The sequence below is a fragment of the Oligella urethralis DSM 7531 genome, from assembly GCF_000372065.1.
GTDB lineage: Bacteria > Pseudomonadota > Gammaproteobacteria > Burkholderiales > Burkholderiaceae_B > Oligella > Oligella urethralis.
Window position 1 is genome coordinate 20665 of the sequence record NZ_AQVB01000011.1, and the last position, 24470, is coordinate 45134.

The 24470-nt window shown below is 46.6% G+C and carries 24 protein-coding genes; 15 read left to right on the forward strand and 9 right to left on the reverse strand.

The annotated features are described in order from the left end of the window. Nucleotides 1-7: 7 nt before the first annotated feature. The 5 genes from A3GA_RS0107290 (at nucleotide 8) to A3GA_RS0107310 (ending at nucleotide 4204) form a co-directional block, all read left to right on the forward strand. Nucleotides 8-1402, forward strand: coding sequence for a tryptophan--tRNA ligase (locus A3GA_RS0107290; RefSeq protein ID WP_018026740.1), 1395 nt, complete (start codon nucleotides 8-10; stop codon nucleotides 1400-1402). 17 nt (nucleotides 1403-1419) lie between these two features. Continuing rightward, entirely contained in the window at nucleotides 1420-2124 is a 705-nt protein-coding gene (locus tag A3GA_RS0107295) for an AzlC family ABC transporter permease (RefSeq protein ID WP_018026741.1), read from the forward strand. Beyond that, nucleotides 2121-2435: an AzlD family protein gene (locus A3GA_RS0107300; protein ID WP_018026742.1), complete on the forward strand. Its 315-nt coding sequence runs from the start codon at nucleotides 2121-2123 to the stop codon at nucleotides 2433-2435. The genes A3GA_RS0107295 and A3GA_RS0107300 overlap by 4 nt, the downstream gene beginning before the upstream one ends. 244 nt (nucleotides 2436-2679) lie before the next feature. Further along, nucleotides 2680-2880 carry a CsbD family protein gene (locus A3GA_RS0107305; protein ID WP_018026743.1) on the forward strand — a complete coding sequence of 67 codons (201 nt, stop codon included), beginning with the start codon at nucleotides 2680-2682 and terminating at the stop codon, nucleotides 2878-2880. Between the two features lie 118 nt (nucleotides 2881-2998). After that, entirely contained in the window at nucleotides 2999-4204 is a 1206-nt protein-coding gene (locus A3GA_RS0107310) for a benzoate/H(+) symporter BenE family transporter (protein ID WP_018026744.1), read from the forward strand. Nucleotides 4205-4283: 79 nt separating this feature from the next. Here A3GA_RS0107310 and A3GA_RS0107315 read toward each other — a convergent pair whose 3' ends face one another. Continuing rightward, the gene (locus tag A3GA_RS0107315; protein WP_018026745.1) at nucleotides 4284-4562 is read right to left on the reverse strand and encodes a DUF4282 domain-containing protein; all 279 of its coding nucleotides are present in this window, start codon (nucleotides 4560-4562) and stop codon (nucleotides 4284-4286) included. A gap of 186 nt (nucleotides 4563-4748) precedes the next feature. On the opposite strand from A3GA_RS0107315, the gene A3GA_RS0107320 reads away from it, so the two are divergent. Together A3GA_RS0107320 and A3GA_RS0107325 are read left to right on the forward strand one after the other, a co-directional pair. Next, nucleotides 4749-5441, forward strand: a complete 693-nt coding sequence (locus A3GA_RS0107320; protein ID WP_018026746.1) for a M48 family metallopeptidase — start codon at nucleotides 4749-4751, stop codon at nucleotides 5439-5441. A gap of 16 nt (nucleotides 5442-5457) precedes the next feature. Continuing rightward, nucleotides 5458-5715, forward strand: a complete 258-nt coding sequence (locus tag A3GA_RS0107325) for a hypothetical protein (protein ID WP_018026747.1) — start codon at nucleotides 5458-5460, stop codon at nucleotides 5713-5715. Nucleotides 5716-5782: 67 nt separating this feature from the next. On the opposite strand, the gene A3GA_RS0107330 is transcribed toward A3GA_RS0107325, so the two are convergent. Beyond that, complete coding sequence (locus tag A3GA_RS0107330) at nucleotides 5783-8185, reverse strand: Tex family protein (protein WP_040614168.1); 2403 nt, start codon at nucleotides 8183-8185, stop codon at nucleotides 5783-5785. Nucleotides 8186-8325: 140 nt separating this feature from the next. Here A3GA_RS0107330 and A3GA_RS0107335 point away from each other — a divergent pair, with 140 nt between their 5' ends. After that, nucleotides 8326-10395 (forward strand): DNA repair helicase YoaA, encoded by a 2070-nt coding sequence (locus A3GA_RS0107335; protein WP_018026749.1) that lies wholly within the window; start codon nucleotides 8326-8328, stop codon nucleotides 10393-10395. A 47-nt stretch (nucleotides 10396-10442) separates the two neighbouring features. Here the strand turns inward: A3GA_RS0107335 and A3GA_RS0107340 are convergent, their stop codons facing one another. After that, a complete protein-coding gene (locus tag A3GA_RS0107340; RefSeq protein ID WP_018026750.1) occupies nucleotides 10443-11267 on the reverse strand; it encodes an outer membrane protein assembly factor BamD in 825 nt (274 codons plus the stop codon). A gap of 169 nt (nucleotides 11268-11436) precedes the next feature. Here A3GA_RS0107340 and A3GA_RS0107345 point away from each other — a divergent pair, with 169 nt between their 5' ends. The 6 genes from A3GA_RS0107345 to A3GA_RS0107370 all read left to right on the forward strand — a co-directional run bounded on the left by A3GA_RS0107345 (nucleotide 11437) and on the right by A3GA_RS0107370 (nucleotide 17885). Further along, a complete protein-coding gene (locus A3GA_RS0107345) occupies nucleotides 11437-12414 on the forward strand; it encodes an RluA family pseudouridine synthase (protein WP_018026751.1) in 978 nt (325 codons plus the stop codon). Nucleotides 12415-12434: 20 nt separating this feature from the next. Beyond that, the gene (locus A3GA_RS0107350) at nucleotides 12435-13286 is read left to right on the forward strand and encodes a purine nucleoside phosphorylase YfiH/LACC1 family protein (RefSeq protein WP_018026752.1); all 852 of its coding nucleotides are present in this window, start codon (nucleotides 12435-12437) and stop codon (nucleotides 13284-13286) included. Nucleotides 13287-13497: 211 nt separating this feature from the next. Further along, nucleotides 13498-15147, forward strand: a complete 1650-nt coding sequence (locus tag A3GA_RS0107355) for a PHA/PHB synthase family protein (protein ID WP_018026753.1) — start codon at nucleotides 13498-13500, stop codon at nucleotides 15145-15147. Between the two features lie 164 nt (nucleotides 15148-15311). After that, nucleotides 15312-16055: an acetoacetyl-CoA reductase gene (gene phbB, locus A3GA_RS0107360; protein ID WP_018026754.1), complete on the forward strand. Its 744-nt coding sequence runs from the start codon at nucleotides 15312-15314 to the stop codon at nucleotides 16053-16055. 30 nt (nucleotides 16056-16085) lie between these two features. Beyond that, nucleotides 16086-16667 (forward strand): polyhydroxyalkanoate synthesis repressor PhaR, encoded by a 582-nt coding sequence (phaR, locus tag A3GA_RS0107365; RefSeq protein WP_018026755.1) that lies wholly within the window; start codon nucleotides 16086-16088, stop codon nucleotides 16665-16667. A 168-nt stretch (nucleotides 16668-16835) separates the two neighbouring features. Then, nucleotides 16836-17885, forward strand: a complete 1050-nt coding sequence (locus tag A3GA_RS0107370) for a cytochrome-c peroxidase (protein ID WP_018026756.1) — start codon at nucleotides 16836-16838, stop codon at nucleotides 17883-17885. 73 nt (nucleotides 17886-17958) lie between these two features. Here the strand turns inward: A3GA_RS0107370 and A3GA_RS0107375 are convergent, their stop codons facing one another. Then, nucleotides 17959-19452, reverse strand: a complete 1494-nt coding sequence (locus A3GA_RS0107375) for a CoA-acylating methylmalonate-semialdehyde dehydrogenase (RefSeq protein ID WP_018026757.1) — start codon at nucleotides 19450-19452, stop codon at nucleotides 17959-17961. Between the two features lie 116 nt (nucleotides 19453-19568). On the opposite strand from A3GA_RS0107375, the gene A3GA_RS0107380 reads away from it, so the two are divergent. After that, nucleotides 19569-20465 carry a LysR family transcriptional regulator gene (locus tag A3GA_RS0107380; RefSeq protein ID WP_026156871.1) on the forward strand — a complete coding sequence of 299 codons (897 nt, stop codon included), beginning with the start codon at nucleotides 19569-19571 and terminating at the stop codon, nucleotides 20463-20465. 2 nt (nucleotides 20466-20467) lie between these two features. Here the strand turns inward: A3GA_RS0107380 and purU are convergent, their stop codons facing one another. The 5 genes from purU to A3GA_RS0107405 all read right to left on the reverse strand — a co-directional run bounded on the left by purU (nucleotide 20468) and on the right by A3GA_RS0107405 (nucleotide 24465). Continuing rightward, nucleotides 20468-21325, reverse strand: coding sequence for a formyltetrahydrofolate deformylase (purU, locus tag A3GA_RS0107385; RefSeq protein WP_018026759.1), 858 nt, complete (start codon nucleotides 21323-21325; stop codon nucleotides 20468-20470). Nucleotides 21326-21360: 35 nt separating this feature from the next. Then, nucleotides 21361-22473 carry an NAD(P)/FAD-dependent oxidoreductase gene (locus A3GA_RS0107390; RefSeq protein ID WP_018026760.1) on the reverse strand — a complete coding sequence of 371 codons (1113 nt, stop codon included), beginning with the start codon at nucleotides 22471-22473 and terminating at the stop codon, nucleotides 21361-21363. After that, nucleotides 22470-22991 (reverse strand): flavin reductase family protein, encoded by a 522-nt coding sequence (locus tag A3GA_RS0107395; RefSeq protein WP_018026761.1) that lies wholly within the window; start codon nucleotides 22989-22991, stop codon nucleotides 22470-22472. The genes A3GA_RS0107390 and A3GA_RS0107395 overlap by 4 nt, the downstream gene beginning before the upstream one ends. A gap of 33 nt (nucleotides 22992-23024) precedes the next feature. Further along, the gene (pdxH, locus tag A3GA_RS0107400) at nucleotides 23025-23657 is read right to left on the reverse strand and encodes a pyridoxamine 5'-phosphate oxidase (protein WP_018026762.1); all 633 of its coding nucleotides are present in this window, start codon (nucleotides 23655-23657) and stop codon (nucleotides 23025-23027) included. Nucleotides 23658-23802: 145 nt separating this feature from the next. Next, nucleotides 23803-24465: a gamma-glutamylcyclotransferase gene (locus A3GA_RS0107405; protein WP_018026763.1), complete on the reverse strand. Its 663-nt coding sequence runs from the start codon at nucleotides 24463-24465 to the stop codon at nucleotides 23803-23805. Between the last annotated feature and the right edge of the window lie 5 nt (nucleotides 24466-24470).

Sequence of the window (24470 nt, forward strand, 5' to 3'; positions counted from 1 at the left end):
GTTGCCAATGAATGCTAAGCAAGGGCAAAGCAAAATTCAACGTGTCTTAACTGGTGTGACCACCACGGGCACGCCTCACCTAGGTAATTACGCCGGTGCGATTCGTCCGGCAATTGAAATGAGCAATCAGCCAGACGTGGATGCGTTTTTCTTTTTGGCAGATTACCATGCTTTAATTAAAGCGGATGATGCTGCGCGTGTTGAGCGCTCGCGTTTAGAAATTGCTGCCACTTGGCTAGCCGCCGGTTTAGATACGGAGCGAGTCACGTTTTACCGGCAGTCGGATATTCCCGAGATACCGGAGCTATCATGGGTCCTAACCTGCTCTACGCCTAAGGGGCTGATGAATCGTGCCCATGCTTATAAAGCCTGTGTGGATGCGAATAACGCCGCCGGGGTTGAGCCGGATGATGGTGTTACTATGGGTTTATATTCCTATCCCATTTTGATGGCGGCAGATATTTTGATGTTTAATGCGCATAAGGTACCGGTGGGTGCCGATCAGGTGCAGCATTTGGAAATGGCACGTGATATTGCGCAACGCTTTAACTATCACTATGGTAACGGTCGTGATTTTTTTGTCTTACCTGAAGCGCAGGTGGCTGAAGGTGTGGCAACCTTGCCGGGGCTTGATGGACGTAAGATGTCCAAGAGCTATAACAATATCATTCCGCTCTTTGCAGGCGATGCTAAACAGTTGCGCCAAGCGATTGCGCAAATCAAAACCGACAGCAAGTTGCCGGGTGAGCCCAAGGATCCGGACAGCTCTAATCTCTTTATGATTTATAAAGCCTTTGTTGAGCCTTCTAAGGCACAAGCTTTTGCGGCAGAATTACGTGATGGCTTAGCCTGGGGCGATGCAAAAAAAATGCTGGCTGATGAGTTAGAAGGCATGATTGCGCCAATGCGTGAGCGGTATGTGGAGTTGATGGCTAAACCTGAACGCATCGAGGAGATTTTATTAGACGGTGCGGCTAAAGCGAGAAAAATTGCGCAGCCCTTGATGGCAGAGATTCGACAGGCAGTGGGTTTGCGCCGCTTTCATGCCGTAAAAACGGCTGATACAGCACAGGAAAAGGCCGCAAGCAGTAAAAAATCGTCTAAGATGCCTCGCTTTATCAGCTTTAAAGATGATACTGGGCAGTTTATGTTCCGCATGCTCAGTGCAGAGGGTGAGGAGTTATTACGCTCAGTCTCATTGCCTAATCCCCAAGTGGCCGGTCAAGAAATCCGCACCTTACAAAATACGCCTGAATCCATTCAGTTTGAATTAGTGGATGGACTGTATCAGTTATCACTAAATGATCAGTTAGTGGCCTTTGCGGTTGATGCTAAGGGGCTTGGTGCAGAGGCTTGGAAAGCGAAGTTCTTAAGTGAATTAGCCTTGTTTAAGCAAGAGTAATTTTTCAACGAGGTAGTATGGCGAGCTCGCATCCAGCACTTACGTATCAAGCCACTTGGTTGGCATTTAAGGAAATGTTGCCGGTGGCTGCGTTTGTGGCCATTTTTGGCTTAGCATTTGGTTTGGCCGCAGTACAGACAGGTCTGGATGGTCTCAGCACGGTGTTGATGAGTGCTGCGGTGTTTGCGGGCGCTTCACAATTTGCGACCCTTGAACTTTGGGGTGAGCATGTGCCCTTAGTGCCTCTGATTGCCACGGTGTTCTTTATTAATGCACGGCATATTTTGATGGGCGCTTCAGTTTATCCCTGGTTCAAGGATATCCCCCTGCGGCAGCGCTATCAGTATTTACTCGTTATTTCCGATGCGAATTGGGCTAAGGCCATGATTAAATATAATCATGGCAAGTCCGGCTTGGCTGATATTGTCGGCGGCGGTTTGGCGCTTTGGTTGATGTGGGTAGTGGGTACTTGGCTGGGCTTGTATTTCGGCTACTTAATTCAGAATCCGCGCGCCCTAGGCTTGGATATGGTGATGTATTGCTTTCTTTTAACCATGGTGCTTAGCGGGCCTAAGGATTTGCGTATTGTGATTATCTGGTTGGTATCAGCGCTAGTGGCTGTCTTAGCCTATTGGTATTTACCAGAAAATATGCATGTGGTCGTTGGTGCCTTAGCCGGTGGTTTAGTGGGACTCTTTTGGAAAGAGAGGGCAGCAACATGAATTGGGGTATTAGTACCGAATATCCTCTGCTGATTGTGTTAGTCATGGCAGTGGTCACGCTGATGACTCGTTTAGGCGGCGTATTTATTATGCAGTTTGTGCCGATTAGTGATGCGGTCAGACGTTTTATTGGTGCGATGTCCGGTTCAGTGCTGGTGGCTGTATTAGCGCCAGTGGCTGTGGAGGGTGATGTAGGTGCCCAGTTGGCAATGCTGACGACACTGGTGTTGATTTTGTTGCTTAGACGCCCTCTAATCGCCATCACCGCGGGTTTTATGATGGCGGCCTTGAGTCGTTATTTACTCACTTAATATTGTCCAAAGGCTTTGTAATAATTTGCTTGCATGGTAGCAACAACTCAGTCATCACTGTCTTACGTTAATGGCTAGCATAATCTACCAACAGCACTAGGGCAGAGGGTTGTAACGGAGTGAGTGAGAATTTGGGTGGTCCAAGGTGCACTAACATTGTCTTAAGCTTTTTGATAATTGCTCACGCATCAGCTGGCACTAATGGTCTATAGTGAAAACTCACATAAGCAAAAGGAGCAATATGATGAATAAAGATATTTTAGAAGGTAAGTGGGAACAGCTTAAGGGTAAGGTTAAGGCGAAGTGGGGCGATTTAACGGATGATGATATTGCCGAGATCAAAGGTAATTCTCAGTACCTAGCAGGTAAGTTACAAGAGCGTTATGGACGCACCAAGGAAGAAGCCGAAAAAGAAATTAATGCGTGGTTAGACGAGCACAAATAAGTCGCACTATCTAATTATTGATTACTCATTAAAGCAGCTTGGCGCTTAGGGTCAAGCTGCTTTTGCGTGTATAGGCCTGGCTAATCTGTTATATACTTTAAGAAATTTTAAAAAAATAATGAGACAAGCCATGCTTAAAGATATCTCCCTTTCAGCCGTTATTGCTGGTCTGTTGGCAGTGATTATCGCCTACTGTGGACCACTGATTATTGTGTTTCAAGTGGCTACCTTGGCAGGTGTATCCACTGAGGATATGATGAGTTGGATTTGGGGGATTTCCTTTGGCGTGGGGATTAGTGGGCTGGTACTCAGCTATTTATCCAAAATGCCTATTATGACCGGCTGGTCAGTGCCTGGCACCGTGCTTTTGCTATCCTTATTTCCCACCTTGACGGTAGCAGAAATGGTCGGTGCGCACATGCTGGCCGGTATGATGATTGTGATCATCGGTCTATCCGGACATTTTGATAGGCTGATGGCGTGGATTCCTCAGGGTGTAGCAGGTGGTATGTTGGCTGGTTTGTTATTTCAGTTCGGTGCAGCAGCCTTTAAAACCATTAGCGTATCCCCCGTGTTATTGATCTTGATGTTGTCGGTTTATCTTCTCGGTAAACGTTATTTTTCAAGGTATAGCATTGTGGCGGTTTTTGTCGTTGGTTTAGTCTTTGTGATGGCTACCGGTCAGGTTCATACCGAGGCCTTTAATTTGCAATGGGTGATGCCTAAATTAATTGCGCCAGAATTTAGTATTTACAGTATTTTGAGTTTGTCTGTGCCCTTGGTTTTAGTGAGTTTAAGTGGTCAGTATCTGCCGGGGATGGCGATTCTAAAGGTGGATGGTTATCATCAAGTTAAGTCGCGACCCATTATGGTGATGACCGGGGGTGTGTCGACCCTAGTGGCCTTAACTGGCTCAGCCAGTATTGTGTTGGGGGCGATTAGTGCAGCCATTGCCACCGGACCTGATAGTCACCCGAACCCGGATAAGCGTTATATTGCGGGTATGAGTAATGGCTTGTTTTATATTGTTGGGGCCTTTTTGACCAGTGCTATTGTGACATTATTTGCTGTGTTTCCGGCAGAGTTGGTGGCGATTCTGGCTGGTCTCGCCCTTATGTCCTCAATTAATGCCAATATTGTGTTAGCGGTGGAGGATAGGGAAAATCGTGAAGCGGCGTTATTGACGTTTATTGCGACGGCTTCTGGCATGAGCTGGTTTGGGCTAGCTTCTGCCTTTTGGGGTATTGTGATCGGTATGTGTGCTGCTTTACTATTTAATCCAAAATTGCGTGGTGGGATCCGGTCTTTATTAAAGAAAGCCTAGGGGTGAGGAGTTAAAAACTTGCTAAGACAGGCTTTTTTGCGCATCACCCCTGAAGCACCAGTGTTTATAGCCACTGCACTTATGGCTCAATGGTAGGTGTGTTTTTATCCTGTTGTAGGGCTTTGCTGCTTAAAATAGCTAAATGCTCGTTAATTTTAAAGAGTACAACGGTCAATTCACAATAAATACGTCCGGCAATCACACCACCAATTAAAACCGCAAGACCGGATAAAATTTGACCGTTGATGATAGCGGACAAAGAAGCAATCACAACGGCCACCAAGATAAACCAATAAACGAAGGTGACGATTTTTGGGAAAATAAACTTGTCTAAATATAAAAAATCACGGAAATTCATAGCTATTCCTCCTAAAAAAAAATGATGATAAGTTGTCCAAAGGAGTGTGGATTTTTAGTTTAACAGCGTAAAGTGTAAATCAACAACCCTTTGTACAGGTGCTGAGAAAGCACAGCTTAGCCTAGGCTATAATAGCGATACCAAGTTATCACTAGACCTTCTCATAGATAAGATTAACGTCTTTTTATGAAAATTATTCGTATCGATTCCATTCCTATTAAGCTGCATTTTAAAGCGATTAAAAATCTGTATATTCGTGTGTTACCGCCCGCAGGAGAGGTAGTGGTGTCGGTGCCACAGAGGATGAGAGAGGAGTTGGCGCTGGCGTTTATTAATCAGCGTTTGTCTTGGATTAAGAAGCAGCGGCAAAAATTTGCTCATTATCAAGCCGTGCCAGCGCTGCAATATGAAACCGGTGAACGACATTATTTATGGGGCAAGCTCTACCCCTTGTATGTGTTTGAGGGTTATGCTAAGCATGAGATTTATCACGATGCGGAGGGCTTAAATATGTTTGTGCGAGACGGCACGAGTAGCAAAGGTAGGGCCTTGGTAATGCAGAATTTCTATAAAGCGCAGATACGGGCCGCTTTAAAGGATTATGTGCCCAAGTGGGAGAGACGCATGGGGATTAGTGCGCCTATCATTGATTTGCGCACTATGAAAAGCCGGTGGGGCAGTTGCCGCAGTGATGGACAACGTATTTGTTTAAATACGGAACTAGCTAAAAGACCGCTTGAAAGTTTGGAGTATGTGTTGGTGCATGAATTAGTGCATTTGTTTGAGCAAAGTCATAACCAGCGCTTTCAAGCCTTGATGGATAAGTGTTTAGCGGATTGGCGAGAGCGTAAACAGCGTCTCAACCAGCCTTTAGTTTAGAGAGTAAGGAGTTTTGATGGCAGTGGTTTTATCCATGATTGCTAAGGGTTTATATATCATCGGTGGGGTGACGGTGTTTTTTGCGATTTTATGTCTCAGCACCTTAAATGCTAAGCCTAATGCCAAAAACCAAGCATTATTGGCGCAATTGAGTCCCGAACAAATAGCGCAGGGCAAGAAAAACGCTCGCAATGCCATTATCTATATTTTTTTGCTGGGATTAATCCTTGCATTAATCGGCTATGTGTTGAGTGTGTTTAGCGGTCGTTTATAGGGGGGTATCAGGGGCTTGCGCAATGGCAAACCCCTGATGATTGCTAGTGAGATGGGCGTTTATTCGATTATTTTTTAAGCTTGGCAAAGGCCGCTGCCATTGCACCCATCGGCGCATCATCACGTCGATTTGAGGCGTGTGTGCCGGTACGCTGATGTTTGCTGCGATTATCACGCCGTTCATTGTTACGACTATCGCTACGTGCTGTGCGATTGCTGCTGCCAATGTCATCATCTAAACGCATGCTGAGATTGATACGATTTCTATCTACCTCTACTTCCAGTACTTTGACTTTCACCGTTTGACCGACACGCACCACCTCACGTGGATCAGTGACGTACTTAATGGATAAGCAGGAAATATGCACTAAGCCATCCTGGCCTACACCAATATCCACAAAAGCACCAAAAGCGGCTACATTACTAACCACACCTTCTAGAATCATGCCGGGAATCAGGTCGCGTATGGATTCAATCCCTTCTTGGAAGGTGGCTGTTTTGAATTCAGGGCGTGGGTCGCGACCGGGTTTTTCTAACTCATTAAAAATATCTTTAACCGTTGGTAAGCCAAATTGTTCGTCAGTAAAGCTACTTGGCGAGAGTCCTTTGAGAGCATCGGTTTTGCCCATAATATCTTTGATATCAACTTGAATTTTTTCTAAAATTCGCTCAACTACTGGATAGGCTTCGGGGTGTACCGCCGAGGCATCCAGTGGATTGTCGCCGTTTTGAATGCGTAAGAAGCCGGCTGCCTGTTCAAAGGTTTTAGGGCCGAAGCGAGACACTTCCAGTAGCTTTTGGCGATTGTCAAAGGCGCCGTTTTGGTCACGCCAGGCGACAATGTTTTTAGCCAGGGTGCTATTTAAACCAGAAACGCGCGCAAGCAGTGCTGCCGATGCGGTGTTGACATCAACCCCTACGGCATTGACGCAATCTTCAACCACCGCATCCAAGGAGCGGGCTAGCTCGCCTTGATTAACATCGTGTTGATATTGACCGACGCCAATGGCTTTGGGCTCAATTTTAACTAATTCGGCTAATGGGTCTTGCAGACGACGGGCAATGGAAACTGCACCACGTAAACTCACATCCAGATCGGGGAATTCAGTGGCCGCTAGTTCTGAAGCAGAATAAACTGAGGCACCAGCTTCGGAAACCACGATCTTTTTAACCTTATCGAGTTTAAACTCCTTAATCAGTTCGCTAATTAAACGCTCGGTCTCACGCGAAGCGGTACCGTTGCCGATGGCAATTAACTCAATATTATGCTTGGCCACTAACGCTGCTAGGGTATGAATACTGCCTTTACGGTCAAGGCGGGGTTCAAAGGGGTAAATGGTCGTGGTCTCAAGCACCTTGGCCGTGGCATCGATGGCAGCTACCTTGACCCCCGTGCGAATCCCAGGGTCCAAGCCTAGTACGGCTTTAGGACCTGCTGGCGCTGCCAATAATAAGTCCTTTAGATTGTCGGCAAAGACTTTAATTGCCTCTTCTTCAGCGCGTTGGCGTAACTGACTAATAAACTCAGTTTCAAAGGCGGTGAGTAATTTTACACGCCACGTCCAACGGCACACATCGGCTAGCCATTTGCCGCGGGCTGAGGCATCTGCGCCAAATTCTGCACCCAAATCAAAGTAGCGCTCAATGCGCTCAATACAAGGATGCGGTACCAGCTCCTCCTGCGCTTCGGATAAGCCAATACGTAAATCCAAGCAGCCCTGTTGACGTCCACGTAGCATGGCTAGAATACGGTGCGAGGGTAGACTCGCCAAAGACTCACTAAAGTCATACCAATCGCGGAATTTATCGCCTTCATCTTCTTTGCCGGCGACCACGGTGGAGTATAAAAGACCTTGTTGAGACAGGAACTCTCGCAGCTGTGCTAATAAATCCGCATCTTCGGCAAAGCGTTCGGCCAGGATATCGCGCGCACCATCCAATGCCGCTTTAGTATCGGTGATTTTATGCTCTGCATTTAGATAATCTGCGGCTAAGGTTTCAGGATCCGCAGTACGGTCATCTAGGATAGCATTTGCCAAGGGCTCTAAACCAGCTTCTATGGCGATTTGAGCACGGGTGCGACGCTTAGGCTTATAGGGAGCATACAAATCCTCTAAGCGTTGCTTAGTGTCTGCCGCCATTAGCTGCTGCATTAATTCGGGTGTCAGCTTTTCTTGAGCATGAATCGATTCCAGAATGGCGAGTCGGCGCTCTTCCAACTCCCGTACATATAGCAATCGTACTTCTAGTTGACGCAACACTGTATCGTCCAAACCACCAGTCGCTTCCTTACGATAGCGTGCAATAAAGGGCACCGTGGCGCCTTCATCTAATAAATTGACGGCTGCAGCAATTTGACTGGCTTTTACCGTTAGTTCCTCAGCAAGTTGTTGAATAATACGCGCACTATCGACTTCCTGTGGAATAGCTAATGATGAATGTTCAGGTTGTAGACTTACAGATTCGGTCATCTCACTCTCAAGTTTTTTGGTTTGAAAGCTTGTCATTTTGCCACAATTAGGCGGCTAAATATATTCATTGACTAGGATTGCTACAATTGCTTATGTGAAAATAAGCATAATAAGTGACGTCTTTTTTGTAGGAGCCGCTCTTGAGTTTTGATGTCAGTCGATTTTTTTCAGATGATGGTCCTTTTGCCGAATCTGTTAGTCGCTATACTAAGCGTCAGGCACAGACTGAGTTGGCGCAAGCGATAGAAAATACTTTCATGACAAAGGGCACGCTGGTGGCTGAGGCAGGTACCGGTACAGGTAAGACCTGGGCCTATTTAGTACCAGCATTATTAGCGACTGGCAAGGTGATTATATCGACGGGTACACGCAATTTACAGGACCAGATCTTCACTAAGGATGTGCCACAGGTTTGCCAGGCCATGGGTATTCCAGCCTTGGTCGCTGTGCTTAAGGGACGTTCTAATTACGTTTGTCACCATTATTTAAAGCAGCTTGAGGAGTCAGATGCGGGTTTGCACTCTAAGCTAGAAGTGCCCATGCTGCAAGCGATACGCCGCTTTGCTGATACTTCCGCAACGGGTGATAAGGCGGATTGTGCTGCCGTACCTGAGACAGCGAGCATTTGGCAACGGGTGACTTCCACTGCTGAGAATTGCTTAGGTCAAGACTGTCAGTTTGCAGAGGAGTGCTTTACGAATAAGGCGCGGGCGCGTGCTCAAGAGGCGGATGTGGTGGTGATTAATCACGCTTTGTTTATGGCGGATTTGTCCCTTAGGCAGGAGGGTATTTTTGATTTATTGCCTAGCGCAGAGGCCGTCGTCTTTGATGAGGCGCATCAACTGCCGGATTATGCGACGCGCTTTTTAGGTGAGCAAATTAGCGGTCAAAAAATTGCTGATTGGCAAAAACGCAGTCTTAGCATCGTGCGCGCCCAGTTAAAAGGCATTGCCAAGGACATTGAGCCTATCGTGCAGGAGATAGCCAAGGCGCTGATGGAGTTTAGACTACAATTGATGCCGCTTGAGGAAATGCCAAATGCGCAGGCTTTGGTGCATAATCTGGAAAATTATGAGCGAGTGATGGGGCGTTTTGATGAGTTGGCGCAGGCAATTCAGCAATTGGTGCGAACTTTATTAAACTATCAGGAATCCCATCCCGATATTAAAGCAGCAACCCGTGAGGGCGCGGCACTATACGATAGTTTGATGCGTTGGGCACGTAGCCATCAGCCAGCGGCTGATGCAGAGGGTGCCACGCAGGTCGCTGCAAGTAGCGCTAGTGATAGTCTCAGTTCCTTGGTGGCTGAGCAGATGGATGAAGAGCACCAAGCAGTGGCTGAGCTTGAAACAAGCTATGTGTGTTGGCTCAATTTAACTCAAAACTATTTTCAGCTTCATCGGGCTCCCTTGAGTGTGCGACATTTCGGTCGCTTTAAGCAGGCAGATCAGGCCTGGGTCTTTACCTCAGCGACTTTGTCAGTGAATGGTAATTTTGATCATTTTGTTAATAATCTTGGGCTCTATGGTGCCATTGAACGGGTATGGGAATCACCCTTTCAATATCAGGATAAAACCATTATGCTGATTCCTAAACTGCCGTTGCCGGATGATTTTTCATTTAGAGAACGCTTTCTGGACGTGCTGATGCCTTTGATTGAAGCAACGCATGGCGGTGTTTTGTTGTTATGCACTTCCCTGAAAGCGGTTGATGAGTTTTCAGAGATGTTATTAGCGCGGCTGGATGAGGTAAATATTGATCGTGCTTTATTAAAGCAGGGGGATAATTCTCGCGCTTATTTGATGGAAAAATTCCGTCAAGAGGGCAATGCTATTTTGGTGGGTAGCTCCAGTTTTTGGGAGGGCGTGGACTTTCCCGGCGATTTATTGACCTTGGTGGCAATAGATAAAATCCCATTTATGTCACCAGATGACCCGGTGCTGGATGCGCGCATTAGGGATTGTGAAAATCGTGGCGGCAGTGCCTTTTTTGAGATCCAGATCCCGCATGCTGCAATTGCTCTCAAGCAGGGGGCGGGACGTTTGGTGCGCAGTGAAAATGATGCAGGGGTATTGCTCATTGGTGATGTACGCTTGGTGGAAAAAGGCTATGGTAAAAGGCTTTGGCAGGGTTTACCGGACTTTTATCGAAGCCGAAATCCAGAGGATGCCTTACAATTTTTGCGCTATTTGGCCGAGCAAGGTAAATAAAAAGTAAAAGGGGTTTAGTTTTCGAACTAAACCCCTTTAAGTCTAAACTAATTAAACCACGTTGCTGGTTTGAAAACATCTAACCAACTGGAATCCTTGTCAAGACCATGCTCCGGATAGTCGGAGTTTGGGAAGTTCTGTGTAAATACACGCTGAGCGTCAGCGGCTTGATCATGTAGGCCTAAAGCCTCATAGGACTTCATCATAATATACAGCGCACGCTCCGTTGCCGTTACTCCAGAGAAATCTCTTAATACCGCCTGTGCACGGTTAATGGCAGCCACATAGCCATGGCGCTCATAGTAGTATTGGGCGACATTGACCTCGTTTTCAGCGATGGTGCTAATTAACCAGTTTAGACGTAGTCGTGAGTCCTCGGCATAGCGACTCTGTGGGAAGCGCTCGACTAGCTCACTAAAGGCGGCATAAGACTCACGCAAACCCTTAGGATCACGCTCGCTCGGGTCCTGACCCGTATAGCTGCTTAAGAAAGCGCTCGGCGGGGTGAAAGTAATTAAGCCCTTAAGGTAGAGCATATAGTCGGTATGCGGGTGATTTGGATATAAGCGATGGAAGCGATCAATCACTGCCTTGGCTTGCTCCGGTTCGTCATCACGCCAGAGCACATAAGCCTCGTCAATCATGGCTTGCTGTGCGTAGCTGGAGTAGGGGAAGCGTGTGCCAATGGTATGTAAATAGGCACTGGCGGTATTCCATGAACTACTACGAACGTTTTCGCGAGCCGCATCATATAGTTGAGGCGCAGACCAACCGATGGTCTCATCGTTAATCTTGTCACGGGTGCTTGAGCAGGCGGTTAATAAACTGACGCCAAGAACGAGTACTATGGATTTAAAGGTGTTAGTTTGCATATTTACAATTTAAAATAAGAATACTTGCGTGATATGATGCTTTATTCTGTTTAATAGAAACTATGATAACAGCCTTTTAGGATCCTATCGTTGCTGTTGATTACAATATTCGAAAAATCAACAGCGTATTTTGCCAGATCAATTAAAAACTCATTACACAGAGCCTGCTATGACCGACCAATCCCTTGAAACCGCCGAGCATTTCGACGACGATGCAGTAGAACCTGAGGCTTTGGAATTTGAAATGCCCTTAAACTTTAGCAGCGAACGTTTGGATAAGGTACTAGTCACCTTATTGCCGGCGCATTCACGCAGTCGCTTACAACAGTGGATCAGCGATGGTTGGGTCAAGGTCAACGGACAAGCAGCTAAAGTGCGCCAAACCATTCGAGCGGCTGATCGCATTACCGTGAGGGAACAGGTGACACCGGAGCAAATGGCATTTAGCCCGGAGAATTTGCCGCTTGATATTATTGCGGCTACTGAGCATTATATTATTGTGAATAAGGCTGCTGGTATGGTGACGCACCCGGGTGCTGGCAATTGGTCAGGTACCTTACTAAACGGCTTGTTATACCATTTTCCAGAGTTGGCGCAGATACCGCGCGCGGGCATTGTACATCGACTGGACAAGGATACCTCCGGCATCTTAATGGTAGCCCGTACGGAAATTGCTCAAACCGATTTGGTGCGGCAATTACAAGCACGTTCGGTAGGACGTCAATACGTGGCTTTACTAAAAGGGCATATTGCCGAGGCGGGTACGGTTGACGCAGCGATTGGTAGAGATCGCCGCGTGGCGGTAAGAATGTCCACCGACTCACCTATTGCACCCAAGGAAGCGCGCACGCATTTTCAACGACAGGCCTTGGGTACATGGCAGGGTCATGCGATCAGTCGGGTTGAATGTCGTTTGGAGACGGGCCGTACTCATCAGATTCGAGTACATTTAAGTAGTCTAGGGTATCCGCTACTGGGTGATGGTTTGTATGGTGGTCCAGCTTGGCTGGGGGCAGAGCGGCAGATGCTACATGCTCAGCAGTTGAGTTTTATGCATCCAGTGGATGGCGTGCCGTTGCATTTTACGGCGCCAATACCCGCAGCGATGCAGCAGATAATAGATGCTGTTGATTGGATTGAAAGTTAATCGTAGCCACAGGAGGCGTGATGGAGGTTCCTTTTTCTTATCCTAAACCCCATGCAGCGTATCGTGAGTTGCATGGTCTGCCCGTCATTAGTGGTCCTGCTATTGATGGTCTGGCGTATTTTAGCAGCACCGCTAGCAGTGGACGCGAGGTAGTGAGCTGCGGCTCAGCTGATTGTGATGCCTTTAGTGCAGCAGGATTTAATTTGGGCTTATCCACGGGCGCCGAGCGCGATTTAGTGCTGGCCAATCGCGCTCGTTTACAAGAGGAATTGCCGGCGGCACCGATTTGGATTGCACAGGTACATGGTGCAGCGGTTTTTGATGCAGACCAATGGCAGCCAGGTGATGAGATCACTCGAGCGGATGCCAGCATTACTACTCAGCCTGAGCGTGTGTTAGTGGTACAAACGGCGGATTGTATGCCGCTTGTGCTGTTGGGTGCAGAGGCACAAGTGCTTGGAGTGGTGCATGCGGGGTGGCGTAGTTTATTGCTTGGGGTGCTTGAAAATACTATTGAGGCAATGAGGCAGAAGGTAGCTGCGCCGATTACTCATGTGTGGATAGGTCCCTCTATCGGTGCGGCTGCTTTTGAGGTGGGGGCGGAGGTGTGCGCAGGCTTTGTAGAGTCTAACCCAGCGTATGCGGATTTTTTTACAGCGTCAAAAACGCAGGCCGATAAATACTATGGTGATTTAGTAGCTATTGCCAATCATAAACTGCACAGTCTTAAGCCTCGAGGATGGGTGGCTGCAGATTGCGGGATCTACTTTTCAGGACTTTGTACTTATAGTCTTGCCAGTTGCTTTTATTCCTATCGTCGTAATGCGCAGACGGGGCGGCAGGTGACCGTGGCTTATTTAACTAAGCCTTAATTAATTCCAGTAAGCAGCTGTGTGCTTGCTAAGAGGGGCGCAACTCAGCACCGCCAGATGAATTTAAATTTGCTTGTCATAATTCTTATTTACAATAAAGAATTAGGTGTTTGTTCAGATAATTGGAATATTTCTTTGCTACACTATAGATAGAGATTCAAGTTCTATGCTAGACACCAAAGCCTATCGCATTCTTAGATGGAGATGATTAATGGAGCAGTTTAATTTAGCCAATAACCCATGGCTGGCCTCATGGAATAATTTGACCAGTTCAGCCGATTGGGAAGTATTTAAAAGTGATTTTGTCAAAAAGTTTCAACATCTGATGCAGCTTAGCCAAGAGGGTAATCTTCCGGAATTACGTGACCGTCGTTTCCGTGATGCGGCTTGGGCCGAAAATCCGCAGCTTCATTTATTAGCGCATTTATATGTTTTATCATCTGAAACAGTAGAAAAAATGACGGCTAAGTTTGATCTACCTAAGCGTATGCAAGAGCGTTTACAGTTTTCGGTAGATCAGTGGTTAGCGGCGATTGCTCCTTCTAACTTCTTTAGTTTTAATGCCGAGGCCTTAAAGGCGTTCCAAGACACTTCCGGTGAGTCTCTACAAAAGGGGATGCAGAACTGGATGGATGACTTACGCAAGGGTCGCATGACGCAGACCGATGAGACGGCCTTTGAAGTGGGCGTGGACTTAGCGGTGACTGAGGGATCGGTGGTTTTTGAAAATAAATTTTTCCAGTTGATCCAATATCAGCCGAAGCTTGATCAGGTGTTTGAGACACCAATGCTGATAGTGCCACCATGCATTAATAAGTTCTACGTGATGGACTTGCAAAAGGATGAGTCGCTAGTGCAGTACTTGGTAGAGCAGGGCCATAATACCTATTTAATTTCTTGGCGCAATCCTTTATCAAGCGATGATGATGGCATCAGCGAGGCGACGTGGGATGACTATATTGAACACGGCATTTTAAAGGCCATGGAGGTGGTGCAGGCCATTAGCGCTCAACCCCAACTAAACGTGACAGCGTTTTGTGTGGGCGGCACGATGACGGCCACCGCAATCTCTGTGTTAAAAGCGCGTGGTGTTGATATTGTTAAGTCCTTAACCCTCTTAACCACCTTCCTGGATTTCTCCGAGACCGGTGTGTTGGATGTCTTTATTGATGAATCCATGGTGCTTAGAAATGAGCTTAAAATGGGCAAGGGTGGCTTAGCTTCGGCTGATATGCTAAATAGCACCTTCTCGTGGCTCAGACCAAATGAACTGGTTTGGAACTATGTGGTGAGTCGCTACTTTAAGGGTGAGGCGCCAGCAGCTTTTAATATTTTATATTGGAATGCTGATAGTACGAATTTACCTGGTCCTTTCTATGCCTGGTACTTACGTAATACCTATTTGGAAAATAACTTAGCCAAGCCAGATCATGCCGTGGTTTGCGGTGAAAAGGTTAACTTCGGTCGGATTGATATACCATCTTTTGTATACGCTTCCATCGCCGATCATATCGTGCCTTGGGATTCTGGTTTTGCATCGGCTAAGTTGATTTCTGGTCCAGTGCGTTTTGTCTTGGGTGCTTCTGGTCATATTGCTGGTGTGATTAATCCACCGCACAAGAATCGTCGCAACTACTGGGTTAATGAAAATACGCCTGACGATCTGAACCGTGCTCAAAGTGCTGGTGATTGGTTGGCAGAGGCTACTGAAAAGCCTGGTAGCTGGTGGCCTGCGTGGGCTGAGTGGTTGGCACAACAAGGCGGTCGCAAGATCCGTGCCCGTAAGACCATGGGTAGTCGCCAGTATCCGGTCATTGAGCCAGCACCAGGGCGTTATGTTAAGGTTAAAGCAATAAGTTAATAATGCCAATTTTAAGTTTTAATTAATGCATATCAGCATCTGATAAATAGCGCTAATCCTAGGCGCTGCCTCGCTTGGAGCTTAGGATTACCCTTATAGACAGTATGCTGATGTGCAGTTTACAGTTAACAAACATTGTCATGTAATCAAAAGGAGAGTGGCTTATGAGCTCAAAGAAAAGAATAGCCTATGTTACGGGTGGTATGGGCGGTATCGGTACAGCAATTTGTCGTCGTTTAGCCGATGACGGCTTTACCGTAGTTGCTGGTTGCGGCCCTACTCGTAATTTTCAAAAGTGGCTGGATGAGCAAAAAGCTGATGGTTATGAGTTTCATGCCTCCGCCGGTAACGTCGCTGATTGGGATTCCACTGTCAAGGCTTTTGAAAAGGTTCGTCAAGAAGTCGGTGAGATTGATGTACTTGTGAATAACGCCGGTATTACGCGTGATGGCGTCTTCCGTAAGATGTCCGTTGAGGATTGGACTGCGGTGATGGACACTAACCTAAACAGCTTATTTAATGTGACTAAGCAAGTGATTGAGCACATGTATGAGCAACGTTGGGGTCGCATTATTAATATCAGCTCGGTTAACGGTCAAAAGGGTCAGTTTGGTCAGACTAACTACTCTACCGCTAAAGCGGGTATTCACGGTTTCACAATGGCCTTGGCGCAGGAGGTGGCAAGTCGTGGTGTGACGGTTAATACCGTTTCTCCTGGTTATATCGGTACGGATATGGTGCGTGCGATTCGTCCTGAGATTTTAGAGCAGATCGTGGGTACCATCCCTGTGCGTCGCTTAGGTGAGCCTGAAGAGATTGCATCGATCGTCGGTTGGTTAGCTTCGGATGATGCTGGCTTCTCTACCGGTGCCGACTTCTCGCTTAACGGCGGTCTTCACATGAGCTAATCAGTAGGAATTTTAGCTAGTAGTATTAATATGTCAGAAATTAAGCAAGATAGTTCTCGTGTTATTAAAAAGTATCCTAATCGTCGTCTTTATGATACGCAGGCGAGTAGTTACATCACCTTAGCCGATGTGAGGGATTTGGTGGTTGCCTCAGAGCGCTTTACCGTGATTGATGCAAAAACCAATGAAGACATTACACGGAGCATCTTGCTACAAATTATTCTGGATCTTGAGAGTGCTGGTGTGCCGATGTTTAGCACCAACACTCTCAGACAGATTATCCGTTTTTACGGGCATGCCATGCAGGGTGTGATGGGTACCTACCTAGAGCAAAATATGCAGGCATTTACTGAAATTCAGCAGCAATTGAGTCAGCAATATGAGGAGCTCTACCCGACTCAATTTAAGCCTGAGGCATGGGCTGATCTGATGTCCATGCAAAATCCTTTGATGAGCCGTATGATGAGTAGTTATGTGGAACAGACTAAGGATCTTTATCTCAATATGCAAGAGCAGATGCAAAATCAAACCCAGCAGTTGCTAAAGGTGTTTAGTCCTGCTGCTTTTAATCAAGCCGCTGCGAGCAAAAAGAGCACGAAAAAGTCCAAGTAGTTAGCTTGCTATATAACCAAAGCCTTGATTAGTCAAGGCGGATAATTCCCAGTTTTTAGCCTTATCGTTGGGACCCTTGATTATGATCAATCCCAATTAAGCCCCTTAACTTTATAATTGAACTACGGGTGATATCACCCAGTTTTTAACGATTCAAGGGGGAATCTTATGAAAAAATTAACAATGGCTTTATTGGCCTGTGGTGCTTTTGGTTTTGTGGCTGCACCTGCGATGTCGCAACAAGCGGAGGGTGAACGCTATAAGCCGAATAATGAGTTGATTCAAGTGATCGAAGCTCATACAGTGGAAAATCAGGCTGAAGTGGAATTGGGTAAAAAGCTTTGGTTTGATAATCGTCTATCTCGTTCTGGTTTTATCTCCTGTAACTCCTGTCATAACTTGATGTTAGGTGGTGCGGACCATTTAGTTAGCTCAGTGGGCGACTATTGGGCACAGGGTCCTATTAACTCACCTACCGTTTTAAACTCTAGTTTAAACTTTGTTCAGTTCTGGGATGGTCGTGCTAAGGACTTGCGTGAGCAGGCCGGTGGTCCGATTGAGAATCCTTTAGAAATGGGCTCTACTCACGACTTAGCAGTCAGTGTTTTAAAAACCATTCCTGGCTATGTAGAAGAGTTTAAAGCCGTGTATGGTGTTGATGAGATCACGATCGAAGAGGTGACGTCTGCTTTAGCAGCTTTTGAAGAAACCCTAGTAACACCTAATTCGCGTTTTGACCAGTGGTTGAGTGGCAAGGATGATGCCATTAGCGATCAGGAGCTAAATGGCTATCTACTATTTAAAAACAGCGGTTGTGTGGCCTGTCATAACGGTCCTAACTTAGGTGGTAACTCCTTCCAGCGCATGGGTCTAGTTGAGCCCTACGTGACTGATAACGAAGCTGCCGGTCGTGCTGGTGTTACTGGACAGGATGTTGACCGCATGAACTTTAAGGTACCTACCTTACGTAACGTTGAATTAACCTATCCGTACTTCCACGATGGTGCTGCTAGAACCTTGACAGAAGCAGTTGATATCATGGGTCGCTTACAGTTAGGTAAGAAATTTACGGATGAGGAAAATGCCGATATCGTTGCTTTCTTAAAAACCTTAACCGGTGATCAGCCTGAATTCACCATCCCTGTGTTACATCCTAATAGTGATGAAACACCGATTGGTCAGCCTTGGGCGCCACAAGAAGCTGAGAAAAATAGCTAAGCTTTAAAGCGTTTCTTGCACATAGAAAATAGGCCGTGGTTTTATGACTCACGGCCTATTTTGTTTTAACACCTTACTTCATTGAGATGGTTGTGTTGACACTGCGGTTATGCTGAGACCAACGCGCAGTCACTGTTTTTGTTTGGGTCCAGAAAGAGAATGCTTGCTTACCGTTAGGACCTAAATCACCCAATTTGGAACCACGTGAACCGGTAAAGCTGAACCAAGCCACTGGCACTGGAATAGGTACGTTAATACCCACTTGGCCCACATCGATATTGTTTTGGAAGTGTCTGGCCACACCACCATCTTGCGTGAAAATAGCAACACCGTTACCGTTAGGGTTGTCGTTGATGAAAGCGATAGCCTCATCTAGGGTGTCGACATTGACAATCACTAGCACAGGACCAAAGATTTCCTCGTCATAAATACGCATACCCTTTTTGACATCGGTAAAGATAGTAGGGCCAACAAAATTACCCTTTTCATAGCCGGGAACGACGTAATTACGACCATCCAACACTAAGTTTGCGCCCTCATCCACACCGGATTGAATTAAGCCTTCAACACGCTGCTTCGCAGACGGCGATACGAGTGGACCTAAGTCGGCGCTGTTGTCGGTACCGACATTCACTTTTAAGGACTTTGTTTTTTCTACTAATTCATCTACCCATTCGCGCGTCTCACCCACCATCACCGCTACGGAGGTGGCCATACAACGTTGACCGGCAGCGCCGAAGGCTGCGCCAATTAATTGGTTAATTGCTACCTCTTTGTCGGAATCAGGCATGACCACGCAATGGTTTTTCGCGCCCATCATGGATTGACAACGCTTGCCATTATCAGAGGCACGACGATAGACCTCCGTACCCACATGGGTGGAGCCAATAAATGATACCGCTTTAATATCAGGGTGCTCACATAAACGCTGCGCCACCTCAGGACCACCATGCACCACGTTGAGTACGCCCGGCGGTAAGCCAGCTTCTAACGCCAATTCGGCGAGGAATAAAGAAGCGCTAGGATCCTGCTCAGATGGTTTTAAAATAAAGGTATTGCCGGCGGCCACGGCATACGGGAACATAAAGCAAGGTAGCATCACTGGGAAGTTAAAGGCGGTAATACCGGCGACCACCCCTAACGGCTGGATTAAGGTATACACATCCACACCGGTGGCGGCGTTTTCTGAATATTCACCCATTTGCATACTGGCCACCGAGCAAGCATGCTCAATGGCTTCTAAACCTCGACCCACTTCACCGATTGCATCTGGCAGGGTTTTGCCGTGTTCTTTGGTAATTAAGGCGGCTAATTTTTCCGTGTTATCACGTACTAACTCTTGAAGCTTAAGCATCACACGCATACGGCGATTAATACCGGTATTGCGCCATGTTTTGTAGGCCTCTTTGGCATTGGCAATGGCGGCATCAACCTCATCCAAAGTACATAAAGGCACTTTTGCTACCACTGACTGATCGGCTGGATTGAGTACATCCAAGTATTTGCCAGAGGTGGATTGAACTTTTTCACCATTCACTAATAATGGAATCGTAGGAATATTCGTCATTTAAGTCTCCTAATCTTATGTCAGTTTTTATCTAGACCCATTTTGAAGTGTCTAGCGGCAAATATCAATATAATAAATGCACAATCATTGTGCATATTTACATATATAAAGGAGGCGTGATGGATTGGGATGGGTTACGTTATTTTTTGGCGGTTGCCAGAACCTCAAAAATATCTGAGGCAGGTCGTCGTCTAGGGGTTGAACACACAACCGTCGCCCGCCGCATTCGCCAATTGGAGCAAGCGATGGGGACCGTGCTATTTGATAAGTCGCGGCGCTACGGTTATCTGTTGACAGAAGCGGGTCATCATTTATTGCAACATGCCGAGAAGATGGAGAGTGAGCTGTTGCATGCCCAGCAAAGCGTGAGTGTGTTGGAAGAGGACTTGACGGGTAATATTCGTGTGGCTGCCACCGAGGGCTTTGGTATTTATATGTTGACGCCGTTGGCGGTGGAGTTTCAGCATCAATACCCTAAGACCAGTCTGGATATTATGCCTTTTCAGCGTTTTGTCGATCAGTCCAGACGCGAAGCGGATATTTTTATCACCATTGATCGACCGATACGCGGTAATTATGTATATCGTCGTTTAAGTGATTATAAGTTGCGTCTCTATGCTACACCCCAGTATTTAAAACGTCATGCACCGATCCGTAGCATGCAGGATTTGGCCTCACATCGTTTTATTGATTATGTGGATGAATTTATTATCAGTGATGAGTTGAAGTATTTAAGCGATTTGGTACCTGCGGCTAATGTGATCTTTAAATCCAATAGCCTAGTGGCTCAGTTGCAAGCGTGTTTGGGTAGTATGGCCTTAGCCGTCTTGCCTTGCTTTATGGCTCATCAAAACCCGGCCTTGCAAGTCGTACTGCCCGATGAGATTGTAATTAAACGCAGTTTTTGGATGCTCTATCATGAGGATCTGCGTTTGCTTAAGCGCATCGAGCTGTTTTCTAATTTCTTAAAAAACAAGCTCGAACAGCGTCAAAGCTTGATGATGGGGGAGTGATTTTATTTAAAAACGACCGTGCGATGACCGTTTAATAAAATGCGATGCTCAATAAAGCTTTTTACCGCACGTGACAGCACCAGTGATTCAATATCACTCCCTACCTGCGCCAGACTTTCGGCACTGAGTCGGTGGTCAACACGCTGCACATCCTGCTCAATAATGGGTCCCTCATCCAAGTCCGAGGTCACATAGTGGGCCGTGGCACCGATAATCTTAACCCCACGTTGATGCGCCTGATGGTAGGGCTTAGCGCCTTTAAAGCTAGGTAAGAAGCTATGGTGAATATTAATCGCCTTGGCTTCAAGCTTGTTAGAGAGCTCCTCGGAGAGGATTTGCATATAGCGTGCTAAGACCACTAAATCCACCTCTAACTCAGTGACTAAGCGGAAAATCTCCGCCTCTTGCTCAGCACGGTTGTCATTACTTACAGGTAGGTAGTGATAAGGAATATCATAGCTCTCAGCTAGTTTTTCGTAGTCACGGTGATTAGAAACAATGCCCACAATCTCCATATTTAATAAACCGCTTTGGGTGCGGAATAATAAATCGTTGAGGCAATGCCCTTGTTTACTCACTAAAATTAATACGCGTGACTTTTTAGTGGTGGCATATAAGTTTAAATCCATATTAAAACGGGCTTTAGCAGGTGCCAAGGCAGCTTCAATTTGCTCCTGCGTGATGCTAGCGGGTACGCTAAAACGAATTCTTAAAAAGAACTGCTTGGTGTCCTCGTCCCCATATTGTTGTGAGGTCAGAATATTACCCTCCAGCTCCAATAAAGTACCAGAGATGTTATAGACAATACCGACTTGGTCGGGACAAGAAATCGTTAAAATAAATTCGTGATGGTTACTCATTTTTAAACTGAAAATTATTTTTGTAAAATAGTAGGTTATAAATGATTTGCGACTTCATCAGCAATGGCGAGCGCAGCAGTTAAGCCGGGCGACTCAATGCCAAATAAATTCACTAAACCGCTGATACCATGTACTGCTTCCGTACTGATAATAAAATCGGCCGCCGTATGACCTGCTGCACTTAATTTGGGTCTAATACCGGCATAGGCGGGCTGTAGACAACCCTCCTGAAGACTAGGCCAATAGCGTCTGACTGCCTCATAAAATACCCTTGCCTGTTCGGCTTCTACCAGGTAGTTTTCCTGCGCTTGCCAACACACATCGGGACCGAATTTAATTTGTCCGCCTAAGTCTAGGGTTAAATGAATCCCCAGACCGTCTTTATCGGGCATAGGATAAATTAAATGCTTAAAGGGTGCTTTGCTCGTATAAGAGAAATAGCGCCCCTTGCAGTAATAATAAGCGGTGGGGATAAATTGCTGCTCAAGACCACGGAACTGCTTTGCTAATTCAGTCGCATAAAGACCGGAGGCGTTGATTAAGTTAGCACAACTAAGTTGAGTTTGGCTAGTATCATCAAAAGCGCAGATAAAATGATTTGCCCCTTGGATGCTCAGCTGCTTGAGGGGGGTATTAAGTACTAATTGAGCCCCTGCATGCTCAGCCTCAGCTAATAAGGCGAGCATCAAGGCATGACTATCAACGATGCCAGTGGAAGGCGAGAATAAAGCCAATTCGGCATGTAATTCCGGCTCTAGGGTGGCAATGTCTGAAGCTTGTAGGAGGACTAAATCATGTACGCCGGAAGCCTTGGCATTGTTTTTGATCGCCATTAATTGTGCAATTTCAGCGGCTTCCGTTGCCACTAATAACTTGCCTAGGCGTTGGTGGGGTATCTGTCTGCGCTCACAAAAGTCGTACAAAAGCGCTTTGCCTTTAATGCAAAGCTTGGCTTTTAGGCTATTAGGTGGGTAGTAGAGACCAGCGTGAATGACTTCTGAATTTCTTGAGCTGATACCACTACCGAATTGGGCGGCGGCCTCAACGATCAATACCTCTTTGCCTTGTTGGGCCAGTGCACGGGCAATGGCTAAGCCGACCACACCGGCGCCTACCACAATACATTCAATATCTACCGAGCTACTCATTTAGCAAATCGACTGGTTGGCGTCAAATCAAAGGTACCGGCATGAAAGACCAAGGGTAGCTTATTGGTGTGCTCACAGCGTTCGACATAGCCGACCATAATAAGATGGTCACCGGCAGGGTGTTGCTGCTCACTGGCGCATTCGAAAATTGCAGCGCAGTACTTAGCAGACAAGAGCGGGGTATTGGTTTCACTCATTTCCCAGTCAATATCAGCAAAGCGGTCTGGCACCTTGGCGGTGGAAAATTGCATGGCTAAGTCAATTTGGTCATTTGCCAGTATATGAATGTTGTAATGCCTTGCATTTTTAAAAACCGGCAAATTATAAGAAGCTAAGCGTAAGCACCAAAGCACCAGCGGTGGCTCGAGTGAGACAGAGTTAAAGGAACTGACGGTTAAACCCACCGGCTTACCGGTATCAGGGTTGGTGGTGGTGACAATCGCCACCCCAGTCGCAAAACGACCGAGAGCGAGTCGAAAATCTTTATCAGTAAAATCAGCAGTACGTTTAGTAGACATAGTAAATTTGTTGCTTAACAAGGCATAAGTAGGCTAGGGAGCTAGCCGCGTCATAAGCCATTGGTCCTTGGCTTTACGATAGCATAGGCGATCGTGCATGCGTGAGGGGCGCCCTTGCCAGAATTCGAAGCTTGAGGGTACCACTAAATAGCCACCCCAATGCGGCGGTTTAGGTACGGCGTCCGGATAGCGTGCGGCATACTCCTCAAAGCGTTGCTCCAAGGTCTTGCGCTCAACCACTTGGCTTTGCTGGGAAGCCCAAGCACCGATACGAGAACCATAAGGGCGGCTATTAAAATACTCGGTGGAATCGGCAACAGAGAGTTTATGCGCCTGTCCATTAATACGGACCTGTCGCTCCTGATTAATCCAGAAGAATAATAAGCTGACCTGTGGGTTATGGGCAATGGCTTGACCTTTGGCCGAATCATAATTAGTAAAGAAGATAAAGCCCTCCTCACTATAGCTTTTTAGGAGCACCATCCGTGCTTCCGGTTCACCCGCTGCATTTACCGTGGCTAAGGTCATGGCGTTCGCCTCAATCAAACCGTCTTGGCTAGCTAACTGAAACCAACGGTCAAAGAGTGCAAAGGGGTCGGATCCCGCATCCTGTTCTAATAATTCGAACTTTTCGTAGCGGTGGCGCATATCTGCTGTTGAGCCCATGATGTATTATCCAAAAAATAAGCCGGTAAACTAAATAAAAGCTAAAAGGCATTTTACACCTAAGTGCTTTTATCTTCAGCAAATAGGCAAGAATAGCGATGGAAGCATGGTGTGATTGGTAAAAAGCTGAGGCTAGCTTGAGCTGCTAGCTGTGTTGCAGTCGCTCACGAATCAGCTCACTCAGGTGATAGAGTGCATCATCTTGGATACCGGCCTTTTTGAGTGCAGTGGCAGTTTCTAAGACATACTCGGTACAAGGGCCGTAATGACCATGCGCTCCTAAGACCACATCAATGGTTTCATCAACGCTGAGATTACCGACATAGGAGTGATCGTCAGGATCCATCACAAAAGCGAGTGCTTTTACCGTGCCTTTAGCCGTTTCACAATTTAACCACATGGGCAGATAGGAGCTGTTAGGCATCTCACGCTGCCAGAGGCGGCGCATTTTATCCATGAGATTATCATTCGATAGTTTGTATACCGTGCCTTCACACACGCCCGACTCAGCCAGACCGAAAACTAAACCGGGGCGCTCCGGGGTGCCACGATTGACACTGGACCATAAGCAGAGCGAGCGATGATAGCCAAGCAGGGTGCCGCGACGGCTTTCAAGATACTCAAACTCCGGTCGCCATACGAGAGAGGCATAACCGAAGATCCAAATATCCTTGAGCTCATCTAGTTGGGCAAGGGTTTCATGTAGAGAGGCTTCTCGTTCCTCTTCGCTCCATAGGCGAAAGTTTTTGATGTGTAGTTCAGCCTTGGCTAAAATACTCGGACTTAAATCAATGTAGTTGCTATTCACGAATA

What these genes read in the sequence shown, in the direction of transcription:
- A3GA_RS0107300 (WP_018026742.1), top strand. Translation starts at nt 2,121, where the DNA reads ATGAATTGGGGTATTAGTACCGAATATCCTCTGCTGATTGTGTTAGTC.
- phaR (WP_018026755.1), top strand. Translation starts at nt 16,086, where the DNA reads ATGTCAGAAATTAAGCAAGATAGTTCTCGTGTTATTAAAAAGTATCCT.
- A3GA_RS0107290 (WP_018026740.1), top strand. Translation starts at nt 8, where the DNA reads ATGAATGCTAAGCAAGGGCAAAGCAAAATTCAACGTGTCTTAACTGGT.
- A3GA_RS0107330 (WP_040614168.1), bottom strand. Translation starts at nt 8,185, where the DNA reads ATGACCGAATCTGTAAGTCTACAACCTGAACATTCATCATTAGCTATT.
- A3GA_RS0107310 (WP_018026744.1), top strand. Translation starts at nt 2,999, where the DNA reads ATGAGACAAGCCATGCTTAAAGATATCTCCCTTTCAGCCGTTATTGCT.
- A3GA_RS0107340 (WP_018026750.1), bottom strand. Translation starts at nt 11,267, where the DNA reads ATGCAAACTAACACCTTTAAATCCATAGTACTCGTTCTTGGCGTCAGT.
- A3GA_RS0107325 (WP_018026747.1), top strand. Translation starts at nt 5,458, where the DNA reads ATGGCAGTGGTTTTATCCATGATTGCTAAGGGTTTATATATCATCGGT.
- A3GA_RS0107315 (WP_018026745.1), bottom strand. Translation starts at nt 4,562, where the DNA reads ATGAATTTCCGTGATTTTTTATATTTAGACAAGTTTATTTTCCCAAAA.
- A3GA_RS0107305 (WP_018026743.1), top strand. Translation starts at nt 2,680, where the DNA reads ATGAATAAAGATATTTTAGAAGGTAAGTGGGAACAGCTTAAGGGTAAG.
- A3GA_RS0107370 (WP_018026756.1), top strand. Translation starts at nt 16,836, where the DNA reads ATGAAAAAATTAACAATGGCTTTATTGGCCTGTGGTGCTTTTGGTTTT.
- phbB (WP_018026754.1), top strand. Translation starts at nt 15,312, where the DNA reads ATGAGCTCAAAGAAAAGAATAGCCTATGTTACGGGTGGTATGGGCGGT.
- A3GA_RS0107320 (WP_018026746.1), top strand. Translation starts at nt 4,749, where the DNA reads ATGAAAATTATTCGTATCGATTCCATTCCTATTAAGCTGCATTTTAAA.
- pdxH (WP_018026762.1), bottom strand. Translation starts at nt 23,657, where the DNA reads ATGGGCTCAACAGCAGATATGCGCCACCGCTACGAAAAGTTCGAATTA.
- A3GA_RS0107295 (WP_018026741.1), top strand. Translation starts at nt 1,420, where the DNA reads ATGGCGAGCTCGCATCCAGCACTTACGTATCAAGCCACTTGGTTGGCA.
- A3GA_RS0107390 (WP_018026760.1), bottom strand. Translation starts at nt 22,473, where the DNA reads ATGAGTAGCTCGGTAGATATTGAATGTATTGTGGTAGGCGCCGGTGTG.
- A3GA_RS0107375 (WP_018026757.1), bottom strand. Translation starts at nt 19,452, where the DNA reads ATGACGAATATTCCTACGATTCCATTATTAGTGAATGGTGAAAAAGTT.
- A3GA_RS0107355 (WP_018026753.1), top strand. Translation starts at nt 13,498, where the DNA reads ATGGAGCAGTTTAATTTAGCCAATAACCCATGGCTGGCCTCATGGAAT.
- A3GA_RS0107395 (WP_018026761.1), bottom strand. Translation starts at nt 22,991, where the DNA reads ATGTCTACTAAACGTACTGCTGATTTTACTGATAAAGATTTTCGACTC.
- A3GA_RS0107345 (WP_018026751.1), top strand. Translation starts at nt 11,437, where the DNA reads ATGACCGACCAATCCCTTGAAACCGCCGAGCATTTCGACGACGATGCA.
- purU (WP_018026759.1), bottom strand. Translation starts at nt 21,325, where the DNA reads ATGAGTAACCATCACGAATTTATTTTAACGATTTCTTGTCCCGACCAA.
- A3GA_RS0107350 (WP_018026752.1), top strand. Translation starts at nt 12,435, where the DNA reads ATGGAGGTTCCTTTTTCTTATCCTAAACCCCATGCAGCGTATCGTGAG.